The 15,394-nt window shown below is 72.8% G+C and carries 14 protein-coding genes; 12 read left to right on the plus strand and 2 right to left on the minus strand.

Annotated features, from left to right (window positions below):
• The first annotated feature begins 27 nt into the window (after nucleotides 1-27).
• The 10 genes from AB0C21_RS14150 to AB0C21_RS14195 all read left to right on the plus strand — a co-directional run bounded on the left by AB0C21_RS14150 (nucleotide 28) and on the right by AB0C21_RS14195 (nucleotide 11,256).
• A complete protein-coding gene (locus AB0C21_RS14150; protein WP_500204403.1) occupies nucleotides 28-1,275 on the plus strand; it encodes an NADH:flavin oxidoreductase in 1,248 nt (415 codons plus the stop codon).
• Entirely contained in the window at nucleotides 1,268-2,968 is a 1,701-nt protein-coding gene (gene casI, locus AB0C21_RS14155; RefSeq protein WP_500204404.1) for a steroid-22-oyl-CoA synthetase, read from the plus strand. The genes AB0C21_RS14150 and casI overlap by 8 nt, the downstream gene beginning before the upstream one ends.
• Nucleotides 2,969-3,000: 32 nt before the next feature.
• On the plus strand, nucleotides 3,001-4,164 hold the full coding sequence (locus AB0C21_RS14160; protein WP_500204405.1) for an acyl-CoA dehydrogenase family protein: 1,164 nt from the start codon (nucleotides 3,001-3,003) through the stop codon (nucleotides 4,162-4,164).
• A complete protein-coding gene (locus tag AB0C21_RS14165; protein WP_500204407.1) occupies nucleotides 4,161-5,156 on the plus strand; it encodes a bifunctional MaoC family dehydratase N-terminal/OB-fold nucleic acid binding domain-containing protein in 996 nt (331 codons plus the stop codon). Before AB0C21_RS14160 ends, AB0C21_RS14165 begins: the two co-directional genes overlap by 4 nt.
• A complete protein-coding gene (locus AB0C21_RS14170) occupies nucleotides 5,156-6,220 on the plus strand; it encodes an acyl-CoA dehydrogenase family protein (protein ID WP_500204408.1) in 1,065 nt (354 codons plus the stop codon). The genes AB0C21_RS14165 and AB0C21_RS14170 overlap by 1 nt, the downstream gene beginning before the upstream one ends.
• Before the next feature lie 26 nt (nucleotides 6,221-6,246).
• On the plus strand, nucleotides 6,247-6,756 hold the full coding sequence (locus tag AB0C21_RS14175; RefSeq protein WP_500204409.1) for a MaoC family dehydratase: 510 nt from the start codon (nucleotides 6,247-6,249) through the stop codon (nucleotides 6,754-6,756).
• Nucleotides 6,753-7,928 (plus strand): lipid-transfer protein, encoded by a 1,176-nt coding sequence (locus AB0C21_RS14180; protein ID WP_500204410.1) that lies wholly within the window; start codon nucleotides 6,753-6,755, stop codon nucleotides 7,926-7,928. Before AB0C21_RS14175 ends, AB0C21_RS14180 begins: the two co-directional genes overlap by 4 nt.
• Nucleotides 7,925-8,746 carry a MaoC/PaaZ C-terminal domain-containing protein gene (locus tag AB0C21_RS14185; RefSeq protein WP_500204411.1) on the plus strand — a complete coding sequence of 274 codons (822 nt, stop codon included), beginning with the start codon at nucleotides 7,925-7,927 and terminating at the stop codon, nucleotides 8,744-8,746. Before AB0C21_RS14180 ends, AB0C21_RS14185 begins: the two co-directional genes overlap by 4 nt.
• An 11-nt stretch (nucleotides 8,747-8,757) precedes the next feature.
• Nucleotides 8,758-9,549 (plus strand): SDR family NAD(P)-dependent oxidoreductase, encoded by a 792-nt coding sequence (locus AB0C21_RS14190; RefSeq protein WP_500204412.1) that lies wholly within the window; start codon nucleotides 8,758-8,760, stop codon nucleotides 9,547-9,549.
• 702 nt (nucleotides 9,550-10,251) lie between these two features.
• Nucleotides 10,252-11,256, plus strand: a complete 1,005-nt coding sequence (locus AB0C21_RS14195) for an ArsR/SmtB family transcription factor (RefSeq protein WP_500204414.1) — start codon at nucleotides 10,252-10,254, stop codon at nucleotides 11,254-11,256.
• Here AB0C21_RS14195 and AB0C21_RS14200 read toward each other — a convergent pair.
• Nucleotides 11,183-11,701: a hypothetical protein gene (locus AB0C21_RS14200; protein WP_500204415.1), complete on the minus strand. Its 519-nt coding sequence runs from the start codon at nucleotides 11,699-11,701 to the stop codon at nucleotides 11,183-11,185. The two genes, AB0C21_RS14195 and AB0C21_RS14200, sit on opposite strands and share 74 nt — an antisense overlap.
• Nucleotides 11,702-11,735: 34 nt before the next feature.
• Nucleotides 11,736-12,269, minus strand: a complete 534-nt coding sequence (locus AB0C21_RS14205; protein WP_500204416.1) for a MauE/DoxX family redox-associated membrane protein — start codon at nucleotides 12,267-12,269, stop codon at nucleotides 11,736-11,738.
• Nucleotides 12,270-12,556: 287 nt separating this feature from the next.
• On the opposite strand from AB0C21_RS14205, the gene lanKC reads away from it, so the two are divergent.
• Nucleotides 12,557-15,199 (plus strand): class III lanthionine synthetase LanKC, encoded by a 2,643-nt coding sequence (lanKC, locus tag AB0C21_RS14210; protein WP_500204417.1) that lies wholly within the window; start codon nucleotides 12,557-12,559, stop codon nucleotides 15,197-15,199.
• Nucleotides 15,196-15,339, plus strand: coding sequence for a SapB/AmfS family lanthipeptide (locus tag AB0C21_RS14215; RefSeq protein WP_149262570.1), 144 nt, complete (start codon nucleotides 15,196-15,198; stop codon nucleotides 15,337-15,339). Before lanKC ends, AB0C21_RS14215 begins: the two co-directional genes overlap by 4 nt.
• Nucleotides 15,340-15,394 lie beyond the last annotated feature (55 nt).

Here is a 15,394-nt window from a genome sequence, read left to right on the forward strand (position 1 = left end):
ACGTCTACTCCGGATGGAGGACTTCCAATGAACGACCCGACCCGCCTGCGGGGGGGCGCCCCCCCGCACCCCCCGGCAACCGCCCCGAAGCCCGACGTGTTCGCCCCCGCCAAACTGGGGCCGATCACGCTGCGGAACCGCACGATCAAGGCGGCGACGTACGAGGGGCTGACCAAGGACGGTCAGGTCACCGACGCGCTGATCGACTTCCATGTCCGGCACGCGCGCGGCGGCGTCGGGATGACGACCGTCGCGTACTGCGCGGTCGCGCCGGAGGGCCGCACCGACCGGCGGCAGATCCACTGGCGGGACGAGGCGATGCCCGGCCTGCGCAGGCTGACCGACGCCGTGCACGCGGAGGGAGCGGCCGTCCAGGCGCAGATCGGGCACGCCGGCCCGGTCGCCAACCCCAAGAGCAACAAGCTCCCCGCGCTCGCGCCCAGCCGCCACTTCCACATGACCACGCAGACCGTGGCCAGGGCCGCCACGCGCGCGGACCTGGAGCGCGTCGTCGAGGCGCACGGCCGCGCGGGCCGGATGGCGATCGAGGCGGGGTTCGACTCCATCGAGATCCACATGGGGCACAACTACCTGACCAGCTCGTTCCTCAGCCCCAAGGTCAACCACCGCAAGGACGAGTACGGCGGGTCGCTGGAGAACCGCGCCCGGCTGGCGCGCGACATCGGCCGCGCCGTCCGCGACGCCGTAGGCGACCGCATCGCGATCACCGCGAAGCTCAACATGGACGACGGCGTGCCCGGCGGGTTCTGGATCGACGAGGCCATCCAGGTGGCGCGGTGGCTGGAGGCCGACGGCACGGTCGACGCCCTCCAGATGACCGCCGGCAGCTCCCTGCTCAACCCCATGTACCTGTTCAAGGGCGAGGCGCCGCTGCACGAGTTCGCCTCCGTCATGAAGCAGCCGACCAAGCTCGGGATCAAGCTGATCGGAAAGCACTTCCTGAAGTCCTACCCGTACGAGGACCTCTACCTGCTCAGGGACGCCCGGCAGATCCGCGCCGCGGTGAAGCTGCCGATGATCCTGCTGGGCGGCGTCACCGACAAGGCGGGCATGGACACCGCGATGGCGGAGGGCTTCCAGTTCGTCGCGATGGCCCGCGCCCTGCTGCGCGAGCCCGACCTGATCAACCGGATCAAGGACGAGCCCGCGACCGGGTCGCTGTGCATCCACTGCAACAAGTGCATGACCGCGATCTACGGCGGCACCCACTGCGTCCTGTCCACCGAGCCGGCCTGGGGTGCCGCGAGTGCGTGACGAGACGATCGCGGCGATGCTGCTGGCCCGGCTGGGCGACGCCCGGCCCGGCCTGCGCAGCCGCGAGCGGACGTGGACCTGGGACGAGGTGGTCCGCGAGAGCGCGGCCCGCGCGTCCCTCGCCCGCGACCTGCGCTCGGATGGGCCTGTCTCTTGTGGGGGGCCGACCCCCCACTCCCCCCGGGACCGCCCTTTCCACATCGGCGTCCTCCTGGAGAACGTCCCCGAGTACGTCCTGTGGCTCGGGGCGGCGGCGCTGGGCGGCGCCACGATCGTCGGCATCAACTCCACCCGGACCGGCGCCTACCTGGAGCAGGAGGTCCGGCACACCGACCTCCAGCTCGTCGTCACCGACCAGGCCGGGCTGAAGCTGCTGGACGGCCTCGACATCGGCGTCCCGCGCGACCGCTTCCTCCTGGTCGACGACGACGGCTACCCGGAGCTGGTCGCCGCCCACGCCTGCGAGCCGGAAGCGGACGAGTCGGTCACCCCGGAGACGCAGCTCCTGCTGCTGTTCACCTCCGGGACGACCGGCGCCTCCAAGGCCGCGCGCTGCTCGCAGGGACGGCTCGCCGAGCTCGGCCGCAACAACAGCGCGAAGTACGACGTCAAGCGCGAGGACGTCAGCTACTGCTCGATGCCGCTGTTCCACGGCAACGCCCTGATGGCGCTCTGGGCGCCGTCGCTGGCGGTCGGGGCGACCGTCGTCCTGGCGAGGAAGTTCTCAGCGTCCGGGTTCCTGCCGGACGTCCGCTACTACGGCGCGACCTTCTTCACCTACGTCGGCAAGGCCATCGGCTACGTCCTCGCCACCCCCGAGCGACCGGACGACGCCGACAACACGCTCACCCACGGGTTCGGGACGGAGGCGTCCCCGGAGGACAAGGCCGAGTTCCTGCGCCGCTTCGGCGCTCGGCTGGTCGAGGGCTACGGGTCCAGCGAGAGCGCGGGCATGATCAAGCGGGACCCGCAGGCGCCGCCGACCGCGCTCGGCCGCCCCGCCCACGACGGCGTCCGCGTCGTCAATCCCGAGACCCGCGAGACCTGCGCGCCCGCCGTCCTGGACGAGCACGGCCGCGTCACCAACGCCGAGGCCGCCGTCGGGGAGATCGTCGACGTGCACGGCGCGGCCAGGTTCGAGGGCTACTACAAGAACCCGGAGGCCGACGCCGAGCGGGTCAGGCACGGCTGGTACTGGACGGGCGACCTCGGCTACGTCGACGGCGACGGATTCCTGTACTTCGGCGGCCGGTCCGGCGACTGGATCCGGGTGGACTCGGAGAACATCTCCGCGCTGCTCACCCAGAACGTCGTCCGCCGCCACCCGAGGATCGTGGACGCGGTCGCGTTCGGCGTGCCCGACCCGCGCTCCGGCGACCAGGTGATGGCGGCGATCGAGATCCCCGAGGGCGTCGGGTTCGAGGACCTGGACCTGCCCGCGTTCCTGGCCCGCCAGGACGACCTCGGCACCAAGGGCGCGCCGCGCTTCGTGCGCGTCTCGCACGCGCTGCCGACGACCGGGTCGGGAAAGCTCAAGAAGAAGGAGCTGCAGCTCGACGGCTGGCGCACGGTCGACCCCGTGTACCGGTGGGCGGGCCGGGGCTCGCCGGAGTACGTCCTGATGACCGAGGCGGACAAGGCCGCGCTCCGCGCGGAGTTCACCGCCGCGGGCCGCGGGCGCTTCCTCCCCTGACCGACCGCCCCCCTGACCGAGAAAGGGCCTGTATGGATCTGCGTGAGTCCGAGGCGCATCGCGAGTTGCGCGCGGAACTGAGGGCGTACTTCGCGGGCCTGCTGCCCGCGGACGTGCGCCGCCGCGCCGGCGAGCAGGGCGTGGGCGGCGAGCGGTTCCGCGAGATCGTCAAGATGCTCGGCAACGACGGCTGGCTCGGCTACGGCTGGCCGGAGGAGTACGGCGGGCAGGGCAGGTCGATCGCCGAGCAGTACGTGTTCTTCGACGAGGTGCAGCGCGCCGGGCTGCCGTTCCCGTTCGTCACCGTGAACACGGTCGGGCCGACGCTGATGCGCTTCGGCACCGAGGAGCAGAAGCGGAAGTACCTGCCCGGGATCCTGTCGGGCGACCTCGTGTTCGCGATCGGCTACACCGAGCCCGAGGCCGGGACCGACCTCGCGTCGCTGCGCACCCGGGCCGTGCGGGACGGCGACCGGTTCGTCGTCGACGGCAGCAAGGTCTTCACCAGCGGCGCCAACACCGCCGACCACATCTGGCTCGCGGCGCGGACGAACCCGGACGCGCCGAAGCACAAGGGCATCTCGATCCTGATCGTCCCGACCGACGCCGACGGGTTCTCCTGGAGCCCGATCCAGACGGTCGGCGGGATGGTCGTGACGGCGACGTACTACAACGGCGTCACCGTGCCCGCGTCGTCGGTCGTCGGGGACGTCGACGGCGGCTGGAACCTGATCACCACGCAGCTCAACCACGAGCGCATCGGGCTCGCCGCGCTCGGCGGCCGGATGATCCGGCTGTGGGAGGACGTCCGCGACTGGGCGCGCGAGAACGGCGTGATCGACCTGCCCTGGGTGCGGGCCGACCTCGCCCGCACGCACGCCAGGCTGGAGGCGATGCGGCTGATGAACTGGAAGATGACGATGGCGGTGGAGGCCGGGACGCTGACCGGCGCGCAGGCCGGCGCCGCCAAGTCCTACGGGACCGAGACGCACATCGACGTCCAGCGGACGCTGACCGGGATCCTCGGCGCCGCCGGGCGGATCCGCCCCGAGTCGCCGGGCGCCGTGCTGCACGGCCAGATCGAGCAGCTCTCGCGGCAGGGCATCGTCAACACCTTCGGCGGCGGCGTCAACGAGGTGCTGCGCGACATGGTCGCCGTCCAGGGGCTGGGTCTGCCGAGGTCGAGGCGGTCATGAGCGGCGACGGCGAGGAGTACGAGGCGCGGCTCCAGGCGTGGGTCGGACGGCCCTACGGCGAGCGGCGGACCGGGCAGGACCCGGTGAACGTCCCCATGATCCGGCACTGGGTCGAGGCGATGGAGGACGGCAACCCCGTCTACCTGGACGAGGACGCCGCGAAGGCGACCGGCCGCGACGGCGTCGTGGCGCCCGCGTCGATGATGCAGGCGTGGACGATGCGCGGGTACGCGGCGTCCGTCCGCGACGACCCCGCCGGGCCGGACGAGCTGACCGAGCTGCTGGCCGAGGGCGGCTACACCTCCGTCGTCGCCACCGACTCGGAGTTCGAGTTCCACCGGGAGCTGGTGCCGGGCGACCGCGTCAGCGTCGAGGAGACCGTCGAGTCGATCTCCCCGGAGAAGAAGACCGCGCTCGGCGCGGGGCGCTTCGTCAGCACGGTCAAGACGTACCGGGACGCGGCCGGCGAGGTCGTCGCCACGCAGCGGTGGCGCCTCCTGCGGTTCCGCCCGCCCGAGAAGCCCGCCGAGAAGCCCGCCGAGAAGGCGGCCGAGAAGGCGGCCGAGCCGAAGGCGCTGCGGCCGCGACCGCCGATCAACCTGGACAACGCGTTCTGGTTCGAGGCGGCGAAGCAGCACCGGCTCGTCATCCAGCGCTGCGCCGACTGCAAGTCGCTGCGGCACCCGCCGGGCCCGTGCTGCCCGCAGTGCGGCTCGTTCGAGTGGGACACCGTCCAGGCGTCGGGCGAGGGCCACGTCTACAGCTACGTCGTCAACCACCACCCGCGCCACCCCGCGTTCGAGTACCCGCTGGTCGTCGCCGTGATCGAGCTGGCCGAGGGGACGCGGCTGATCGCGAACATGACCGGGGTCGCGCCGGAGGACGTGGAGGTCGGCATGCCCGTCGTCCTCGACTGGATCGACCCGGACCCCGACCTCTCCCTGCCGGCGTTCCGCCCGGCCGGACCGCCTCGCAACCCCGAGGAGCGCTGATGGACTTCACGCTTGGCGAAGAGCTGGAGGCGGTCAGGGACCTGGCCCGGCAGATCTTCACCGACCGCGCCACGCAGGCGCGGATCAGGGACGCCGAAGGGTCCGGGCACGGCTACGACGAGGGCCTGTGGGGCGAGCTGGGCGAGACGGGCCTGCTCGGCGTCGCGCTGCCCGAGTCGGCGGGCGGTGCGGGCCTCGGCGCCGGCGGCCTGGCCGTCCTGCTGGAGGAGCAGGGCCGCGCCGTCGCCCCCGTCCCGGTCTGGCCCGCCGTCGTCGCCGCCCTCACGCTCGCCGCGCACGGCGAGGACGTCCCCGCCGGCTTCGTGGACGGGACGTCGCGGCCGACCCTCGCGCTGGAGGAGTTCGCCCCCGCCGACCCCGCCGCGCCGGGGTGCGCCGCCGTCCAGGACGGAGCGAACTGGCTGCTGACCGGCACGAAGGCCGCCGTCCCGACGCCGTTCGGCGCGAGCCACGTCCTCGTCTCGGCCGCGTCGCCGGAGGGACCGGGCCTGTTCCTGCTGGAGGCCTCCGCCGCGGGGGTCTCCTGGGAGCGCGCCGAGACCACCAGCCGCGACGTCGCCGGGCACCTGACCCTCGACGGCGCCCCCGCGCGGGCCCTGCCGGACGGCGCGCTGGCCACGGCGCTGCGGCTGGCCCGCGTCTCCCTCGCCGCCGTCCAGGTCGGCGTCGCGGAGGGCGCGCTGCGCATGGCCGCCGACTACCTCGCGGGCCGCGAGCAGTTCGGCCGCCCGCTCGCCACCTTCCAGGCCGCGCAGCACCAGCTCGCCGACTGCTTCATCGAGATCGACGCGCTCCGCGTCTGCCTCTGGCACGCCGTCTCGCTGATCGCCGCCGGGGAGGACGCCGAGACGGCCGTGCTCGTCGCCAAGTGGTGGTCGGACGAGGGCGGGCTGAACGTCGTCCACCGCGTCCAGCACCTGCACGGCGGCATCGGCGTGGACGTCGACTACCCGGTGCACCGCCACTTCCTGTGGGGCAAGCAGATCTCCGGGACGCTCGGCGGCGCCTCCTTCGACCTGGAACTGCTGGGGGCGGCCCTGTGACCGGAGGAGCCGTGACCGGAGGAGCCGTGACCAGGAACTACGAGGACGTGGCGGTGGGGGAGGAGCTCCCCGAGCTGCGCATCCCGCTGACCCGCACGATGATCGTCGCGACCGCGCTGGCGAGCCGCGACTACCAGGACGTCCACCACGACCCGTCGCTCGCCGTCGAGCGCGGCTCCAAGGACGTCTTCATGAACATCCTGACGACCAACGGCCTCGTCGACCGGTACGTGACGGGCTGGGCCGGGCCCGCCGCCGTCGTGAAGGCCATCAGGATCAGGCTGGGCGCGCCCAACTACCCGGGCGACACGATGGTCCTCACCGGCACCGTCCAGGCCAAGGACGACGCCGGCCGCCGGGTGGAGATCGCCGTGCGCGGCGTCAACGCGATCGGCCCGCACGTCACCGGCACCGTCGTGGTCGAGCTGCCCGCCGTCCAAGCACCGGCAGTCGAAGCACAGGCCGTCCAAGCACCGGCAGTCGAAGCACGGGCCGTCGAAGCACAGGCCGTCGAAGCACAGGGGAGCGGCGCATGAGCGTCCTGCCAGGGGCGGCCGCGGTCGCCGGGATCGGCGCCACCGAGTTCTCCAAGGAGTCCGGCCGCAGCGAGCTGCGGCTCGCCTGCGAGGCGGTGCTCGCCGCCATCGTGGACGCGGGGCTCCAGCCGTCCGACGTGGACGGCATGGTGACCTTCACCGCCGACACCAGCTCCGAGATCCACATCGCGCGCAACCTCGGCATCGGCGAGCTGAAGTTCTTCTCCCGCATCGGGCACGGCGGCGGCGCGGCCTGCGGCACCGTCCAGCAGGCCGCGATGGCCGTCGCGACCGGCGTCGCGGACGTGGTCGTCTGCTACCGCGCGTTCAACGAGCGGTCCGGCACCCGCTACGGCCTCGGACAGGCCGACCGCCCGATGGACGTCAGCGCCGACAGCGCCGCGTACGCGTGGATGAACCCGTTCGGGCTCTCCACCCCCGCCCAGTGGGTGGCGATGTTCGCCCGCCGCTACATGCACGAGTACGGCGCGACCAGCGAGGACTTCGGCCGCATCGCCGTGGTCGACCGCCGGCACGCCGCCGCGAACCCGGCCGCCTGGTTCTACGGGCGGCCGATCACGCTGGAGGACCACCAGGCGTCCCGCTGGATCGCCGAGCCGCTCCGCCTCCTGGACTGCTGCCAGGAGAGCGACGGCGGCCAGGCCCTCGTCGTCGTCTCCGCCGAGCGCGCCCGCGACCTCCCGCACCGGCCCGCCGTGATCTGGGGCGTCGCGCAGGGCTCCGGCAACGACCAGCACATGATGACCAGCTACTACCGCTCCGAGATCACCGGCATCCCCGAGATGGGCCTCGTCGGGCGGCAGCTCTACGCCCAGTCGCGCCTCACCCCGGCCGACGTCCAGGCCGCGATCCTGTACGACCACTTCACGCCGCTCGTCCTCCCGCAGCTGGAGGAGCTGGGCTTCTGCGCGAAGGGGGAGGGCAAGGACTTCGTGGCCGACGGCAACCTGGAGCTCGGCGGACGGCTCCCGGTCAACACCCACGGCGGCCAGCTGGGCGAGGCCTACATCCACGGGATGAACGGCATCGCCGAGGGCGTCCGCCTCGTCCGCGGCACCTCGGTGAACCAGCCGGGCGACGTCCACAACGTCCTGGTCACCGCCGGGACCGGCGTGCCCACCAGCGGTCTGATCCTGGGAGCGGACGAATGAGCCGGGTCCATGAATGGCAGGGGCGTGCGCTCGGTACGCGCACGGTGGCCTACGACGAGACGCGGCCCATCCTCTACGCCCTCGCGGTGGGCGCGGGCGCCTCGGACCTCGACCTGGTCTTCGAGGAGAGGCTCCGGGTCCTGCCCACGTTCGGGCTGACCCTCGCCCAGTGGGCGCCGGACGTCCTGGGCTCGGCGGGCGCGTTCGACGTGCGGACGGCCGTGCACGGGACACAGCGCCTACGCGTCCGGAAGCCGCTGCCGCGTTCCGGCTCGGTGGAGATGAGCGCCTCCGTCACCGCCGTCTGGGACAAGGGTTCCGCGGCCGTCTTCGACGTGGCGGTCGAGAGCGAGTACTTCGAGGCGACGTGGTCGCTGTTCGCGCCGGGGTGCGGCGGTTTCGGCGGCGAGCGCGGCCCGTCGTCCCGCCGCCGTCCCGAGACCGACCCGGACGGAGTGCTGACCGTCTCCACGGCGTCCGACCAGGCGGCGCTCTACCGGCTGCTCGGCGACCGCCACCACCTGCACATCGACCCCGAGGCCGCGAAGGCGGCCGGGATGCCGCGCCCCATCATGCACGGCCTGTGCACGCTCGCGGCCGTCACCCTCCCGCTCGCCGAGTCCCTCGGCGCCCACCCGGCCGACCTGGCCGAACTCGAAGGCCGCTTCGCCGCGCCCGTCTTCCCCGGCGACGCCCTCCAGGTGAGCACCTGGCGGGACGACGCCGGTCCTGACGGCGGCGGGGTGCTCTTCGAAGCGGCCGTGGACGGGACGACGGTCATCTCGGGCGGCCGGGCCCGCTTCGGCGCGGCGGGCTAGGCGGAGCCGCCATGGCCGAGCCGTCGAGCGTCGTCGTGACCGGCGGCAACCGGGGCGTGGGACGCGCGGTCGCCGCCGAGGCCGTCCGGCGGGGCCACCGGGTGACGATCGTGGCGCGGCGCCCCGACGCGGGCGCCGCCGCCGCGCGAGAGGTCGGCGCCGACCTGGTCGTGGGCGACCTGTCGTCCGTCCGGACGGTCCGGGAACTGGCCGGGGCGCTCGCCGAGGCCGTCCCCGGGCCGAGCGTGCTCGTCCACAACGCGGCGCTCTGGCCGAACCGGCGCGAACTCAACGAGGACGGCTTCGAGCAGGCGTTCTTCACCAACCACCTGGCGCCGTTCCTGCTGAACCGCCTGCTGGAGGAGCGGCTGCGCCGGGTCGTGCAGGTCAGCGCGGCCCTCTACGCAGCGGGCCGGGTCGACCCCGACCGGACGCCCGAGGGCCGCGACTTCCATCCCGTGCGGACCTACGCCGGCACCAAGCTGGCGAACCTGCTGATGGTCCCGCTGTTCGCCGAGCGGTGGAAGGGCGCCGGAGCCACGATCGACGCGGTGCACCCGGGCGTGCTGCGGACGGACCTCACCACCCGGGGCGGTGCCTTCGGCCTGCTCATGAGGGCGGTCAAACCGGCGCTGAAACCGGTCGGCAGGGCCGCGCCGCCCGTCGTGGACCTCGTGGACTCCGGCGGCACCGGACGGTACTTCCACGTCGCCAAGGAGAGGCCGCTGAAGCCCAGGGCCCGCGACGGCGCCCTCGCCCGCCGCCTCTGGGACGACGCCGAAAGCGTCCTCGCGACCGTGTAGCGCCGAGCGCCTGCGCCGGATCCGCGTCGACCGGAGGAACGGTCGCCGCCGGAAGTGGCGTCTGGTGACCGAGTGATAATTGTGGGTACCGGGTCGTGGTGGGCGCCCCGAGGTATTGGCCGCACCTTTTCTTCGGAGCGGCACGGCACGGAAAGAGCGTGCGAGCATCGCGTGATGTGCAGGTATAAAGCCCGATACTCTCGGAATTGATAGCCGTCCGGCGCGGCTTCGTGTTTCACCGGTAGTGGTACCGAACCGTTCGGCGCCGATACCTCGGGAACGGCGAAGTCGGCGATCTGAGGCCGAAAGTGGCCAGCGGCGTTCGCGGATCGTTCCTGGTGGGGAAGGTCGCGGCGCCGGCGTCCCCGGAACCGCCGCCGCCGGAACGGCCTCGGTACCCGAATTACCGCCCGCTCGACATGATCTCGCCGGTGACAATCATGATGCGGGCAATTGCGGTGGGTGATCATGCGTGGTGCGGATGGTGCCAGGATATTGAACGACCGTTTCCATGTCTTGACTCACCGGTACTCTCCGGGTTAGACAAGGTATCAAGGCGACCAATGGCATGCGGGGTTGCAGTTCTTGCCATTGGCTGGGGCCAGCGGGGTGTGCGTTCCGTGGCGCGACCTGATCTTTCGGTCGCGGCCCCTGCTTCTCGCCGTGCCAGGCAGCAGATACGAGGAGACGGGGGAACACTCCATGCTGCATGTCCATTTCACCGGTAACGATCTCGCCAGAACGAGGATCTCCGGAGCGCACCCGCTCTGGGAGACCGTCCTGAGCGTGCGGGCGCTCCCGACCCGGTCGGGCCGCAGGGCGCTCGACGGGTGGCGTTCGCGTACCCGGGTCCGCCTGCCGCGATCGAGCCGGATCCTGCTGGCGCTGTGCCCGCACGAGGGGCCGTTCGCGGAATTCCTCATGCGCGGGGAGGAGGGGCAGAACTGGGACGAGAGCGTCGAGGCGGTCGTCTCGACGCCGAAGGAGCGGCTGGTCCGGGAGCTCGCCGCGCTTTCCCAGCTTCCGGCGCACGCCGAGCCCCTCGCGACGGGAGATCCGCGGGCGCTCCGTGAACTCGGCGGAGCGCTGCGGGACTACCGGCGTGCCGCCATCGCCCCTTACTGGGACCGGATCCAGAGCAGGATCGACGTGGAGCGCAGCTTCCGTCTCCGGACGGTCGCCGAAGGCGGCGTCGAGCTCCTGCTGTCGACCCTGTCCACCGACGCCCGGTGGGACGCCGGCGTGCTGGAGGTGCGATCTCCGGAGACGCGGACGGTCAGGCTGGAGGGGCGCGGTCTGGTGCTGGCGCCGTCGGTGTTCTGCGGCCGCCGGCCCTTCTTCCTGGAGGACCGGGAGGGCCGGGGCCCGGCGGTGCTGTTCTTTCCCACGTCCACCGAGTTCGGGGCGGAACTGCACGACCACGGCCCGGGCGGCGGGCGGTCCGAGGCGCTGTCGGCGCTGCTGGGCGCGACCCGCGCGGCGGTGCTCCGCGGGGCGGTGGGCGGGACGACCACCACGGAGCTGGCCAGGCGGCTGGGCGTCACCCCCTCGACGGCCAGCGAGCACGCGAAGGTCCTGCGCGAGGCCGGCCTGATCGTCACCGGGCGGACGGGCCGCAAGGCGGTGCACGCCATCACGCCGCTGGGCGTCGCCCTGTCCCGCCTTCCCTCGCTCGGTCCGCCCGAGCCGGTGCGACCAGGTCTCTGAGGAGGTCGAGGGAGCGGACCGGCTCCGCCCGGCGTACCCGGCCCGACTCGACGAGCACGGCGAACGGCGTCCCCGGGACCCGGTAGGCGGACATGAGCTCCCGCTCCCCGGTGTGCACGGGGATGAGCCCGCCGCTCACGGGGAGCGGGTCGCCGGAGAAGACGGCCCGCATCGGGACGCTCGCCGGGTCGGCCGCCAGCGCCTCGGCCTCCTCCAGGACGGCGGGGCAGCCGCCGCAGCCGGAGCTGAGGAACAGCAGCAGCGTCGGCCCGGCCGGCGCGACCCCGAGCCGGTCGAGTCCGGGCGCCTTCGCTCCCGCGGGCAGGCCCGGCTCGGGGACGCGGGCCTCGACGGCGCGCAGCCGCCGGTTCATCCGCACGAGCGCGAGGGCGAGCAGGACCAGGGCCGTCCAGCAGGCCAGCCCGGCGGTCGTCTCGAACGTCATGTCCCCGTGCTCCTTCCTGGGTGCGTTCCGGTCCTCACCGGGTCGGCCCGGCGGCGGGGGGCCGCAGCGCGGGAAGCTCCCACAGCAGGATCGCGAACACGGCGCCGGCCAGGGCCGCGACGCCCGCCCGGGCGCCGGCCGCGGTGACGGCCGGACCGGGGACGGCCGCCGCGCAGCCCGCCGCGGCGGCCAGCGCGGCGGCCCGGGCGACCACCCACCCATTCATCGGCGTTCCCGCGGCCGAGCAGCCGCACGGGACGTCCGGCCGGGTGCGCGCGACCACGAGACCGTAGGCGGCGTAACCGCAGGCCAGGGCGGCGCCGAGGATCATCGCGACGCGCAGCTGGCCGGACCGGCCGGCGAGCAGGGCGTGCGCGGCCAGCACGGCGGGCACCGCCTCCGCCGCCGGCACGGCCGCCGCCAGCGGCCCGATCAGCCGCGGCGGAACGGTTCCGTGCGCCCGGAGCGCCCCGGTCAGGACGGCGGGCCGCAGCACGTGCCCCGCGGCCCCGGTGATCAGGACGAGCACCGTCAGCGACGCCGCCGTGGCGCCGATCATCATGGCCATCGAATCACCTCGTCGCGTGTCGTCCGGCAGGAAAGTCCACCGGTGCTCCAGGCCCTTCGGACTATAACCACGCGGGCGCCCGGCTGGAAATATCGAAGAACGCGGATCAGTGTCCGCCGGAGTCGCGTGCAGATCCCGCCCCCGCCGTTGACCGGCACGTTTAGTCCAGCGCCGAAGAGTGGTTCACGGACGTTTCGGAGATTGCCGAAGCGAGTGGCCTACCGATCGGCATGCGGCTCAGTATGGCGTCGACGCCGGGGAGACCCGGGTGCTGATTGGAGTCATGCATGGATCTTCGGTATCACGCCTACGGAATGGTGGATCCGGTCTTCTACGACGCGCCTTCCACGGAGGTCCCGGGCGAAGAGGACGACTACTCCGCAGGTCAGCACCTCCCGGACGGCTGGACGCGCCAGCCGAGGGGCGTGTGGACGATGCAGGGGCGGACCGACGGGTCGATCCCCGACCAGGGCTGGAAGATCCATGTCTCGGCCGGGTTGAACAATGCCGAAGAGATCCTCGACATCGTCGCGAAATACTGCGTCGAGCACGAAGTCTTCTTCAAGCACCTGCGCAGCCGCCGGGTGCTGCTCGCCCGCAACAGCAAGTACGCCGAGCGCGGCGGCAGCGGCAAATTCATCACGATTTATCCCGCCGACGAGCGGGTTCTCGAACGGACGCTGCGCGAACTCGGCGGAATGCTGGAAGGGCAGCGCGGCCCGTACATTCTGAGCGATCTCCGCTGGGGCGCCGGGCCGCTGTTCGTCCGCTACGGCGGATTCCGGGAAAGGCTGTGCCGGTCGGAGTACGGAGAGATGGTGCCGGGCATCGAGACGCCGGACGGGCGGCTCGTACCGGACCACCGCGACCCGGTCTTCCGCGTGCCGGAGTGGGTCACCGTTCCCGAGTGCCTCAAGGCGGCGATGGCCGAGCGCGACGCGGGCGCGCTGGACGACTTCCCGTACGAGATCCACAAGGCCCTGCACTTCTCCAACGGCGGGGGGCTCTACCGCGCCACCGACACCCGCACCGGCGGGGAGGTCCTGGTGAAGGAGGCGCGGCCGCTGGCCGGGCTGGACCGGAACGAGGACGACGCGGTCGTGCGCCTCGACCGGGAGCGCCGGTTCCTCGAACGCATGGCCGACCTCGACGTCATTCCGAACATCGTGGACCACCGCGTCTGCTGGGAGCACCACTTCCTGGTCCGCGAGTTCGTGGCCGGTGAGACGCTCTCGCACCACATGGTGCGGCGCAACCCGATGCTGCACTTCGGCGCCACGGCCGAGGAGATCGCCGGCTACACCGCCTGGGCGCTGGACATCCTGGACCAGGTCGAGCGGGCGCTGGAGGAGCTGCACCGCCGCGGCGTCGTGTTCGGCGACCTGCACCCCGGCAACATCATCGTGCGCGACGACGACACGATCGCGTTCGTCGACTTCGAACTGGTCGCCGACGCCGCCGAGGCGGCGCGTCCCGCGCTGGGCGCGCCCGGCTACCAGGCTCCGCACGGCTACACCGGCCTCGCGATCGACCGGTACGCGCTCGGATGCATCCGGCTCGCCGTCTTCATGTCGCTGACCGCCGTGCTGCGCTGGGACGACGGCAAGATCGAGCAGTTCATCGAGTTCATCACCGGGCGGTTCCCGGTGCCCGCCGACTACGCCGGCAAGGTCCGCGCCGACCTCTACGCCGGCGCACCGTCCGGTCCGGCCGATCCGTCCCGCGCGCCGGCGTTGTGGCCGGAGCCGGAGCCCGCGACCTGGGAAGGGCTCCGCGACTCGATCGCGGACGCGATCCTGGCGACCGCCACCCCGCACCGGTCCGACCGCCTGTTCCCCGGCGACATCGAGCAGTTCGCCGCGCCCACCGGCGGCATCGGGTTCGGGCACGGCGCGGCGGGCGTGCTGTGGGCGCTGGCGGAGACCGGCGCCGGGCGGTTCCCCGAGCACGAGTCCTGGCTGGTGAAGGCGGTCGGCTCCGTGCCGCAGCCGCCGCCCGGGTTCTTCGACGGCGTCGCGGGGGTCGCGTACGCGCTGGACCGGCTCGGCAGGCGCGCCGAGGCGCTGGAGATCATGGAGTACGCGCCCGGGCCGGCCGCGTCGACCGACCTCAGCCTGTTCCGCGGGCTCGCCGGGATCGGGCTCAACCAGCTCCACTTCGCGCGGAGCACCGGCGACCCGTCCTACGCGGAGGCGGCGCGGAAGACCGCCGAGCGGCTCGTCCACGAGCTGGACCGCCCGCAGGACGAGCGGTACCGGGCCGGGCTGATGCACGGCTCGTCCGGTCCGGCCCTGTTCCTGATCAGGCTGTACGAGACGACCGGCGACCGGAGCCTGCTCGACCACGCCGAGCGGGCGCTGCGCCGGGAACTCGACGCCTGCAAGTGGACGCAGAAGGACCGCACCCTGCAGGTGGACGAGGGGTGGCGGGTCCTTCCCTACGTCGCCACGGGCAGCGCGGGCATCGGCATCGTCCTGCACGAGTACCTGCGCCACCGCGCGGAGCCGGAGTTCCAGGAGGCGCAGGAGGGCATCCGCCGCGCCGCGGAACCGCACTACTTCGTGCAGAGCGGCCTGTTCAACGGCCGCGCCGGGATCCTGGCCTACCTCCTGCACACCGGCGCGGGGCCCGACGACCCGGCGGTGCGGCGCCATCTGCGCAACATCGGCTGGCACGCCGTCCCGTTCCACGGCCGGGAAGGCGATCGGGCCGCGGCTCCCGACCGCCCCGACGGCGCGTGGCAGGGGCCGGAGAGGACCGCCTTCATCGGAGACCAGCTCCTGCGGCTGTCCATGGACCTGGCCACCGGGTCGGCCGGGGTCCTGCTCACCCTCGGCGCCGCGCTGAGCGGCCGCCCCCTCGAACTCCCCTTCCTCAGTCCCTGGGGAGAGGGGACCGATGACGACCCTCGACTTCGAGGAGGGAGGTGAACACCGACATGGCCTCGATCCTCGAACTGCAGAACCTGGACGTCGAGCGCGCCGACTCCGCGAACGCCGCCGACAGCAACGGCAGCGTGTGGGAGTGCTGCAGCACCGGAAGCTGGGTGCCCTTCACCTGCGGCTGCTGATCGCGCACCCGCGTCCCACCGACCCGGACCCGCGAGGGTCCCGACGTGACCGGAA

This window comes from Spirillospora sp. NPDC049024 (genome assembly GCF_040649235.1).
Lineage (GTDB): Bacteria > Actinomycetota > Actinomycetes > Streptosporangiales > Streptosporangiaceae > Spirillospora.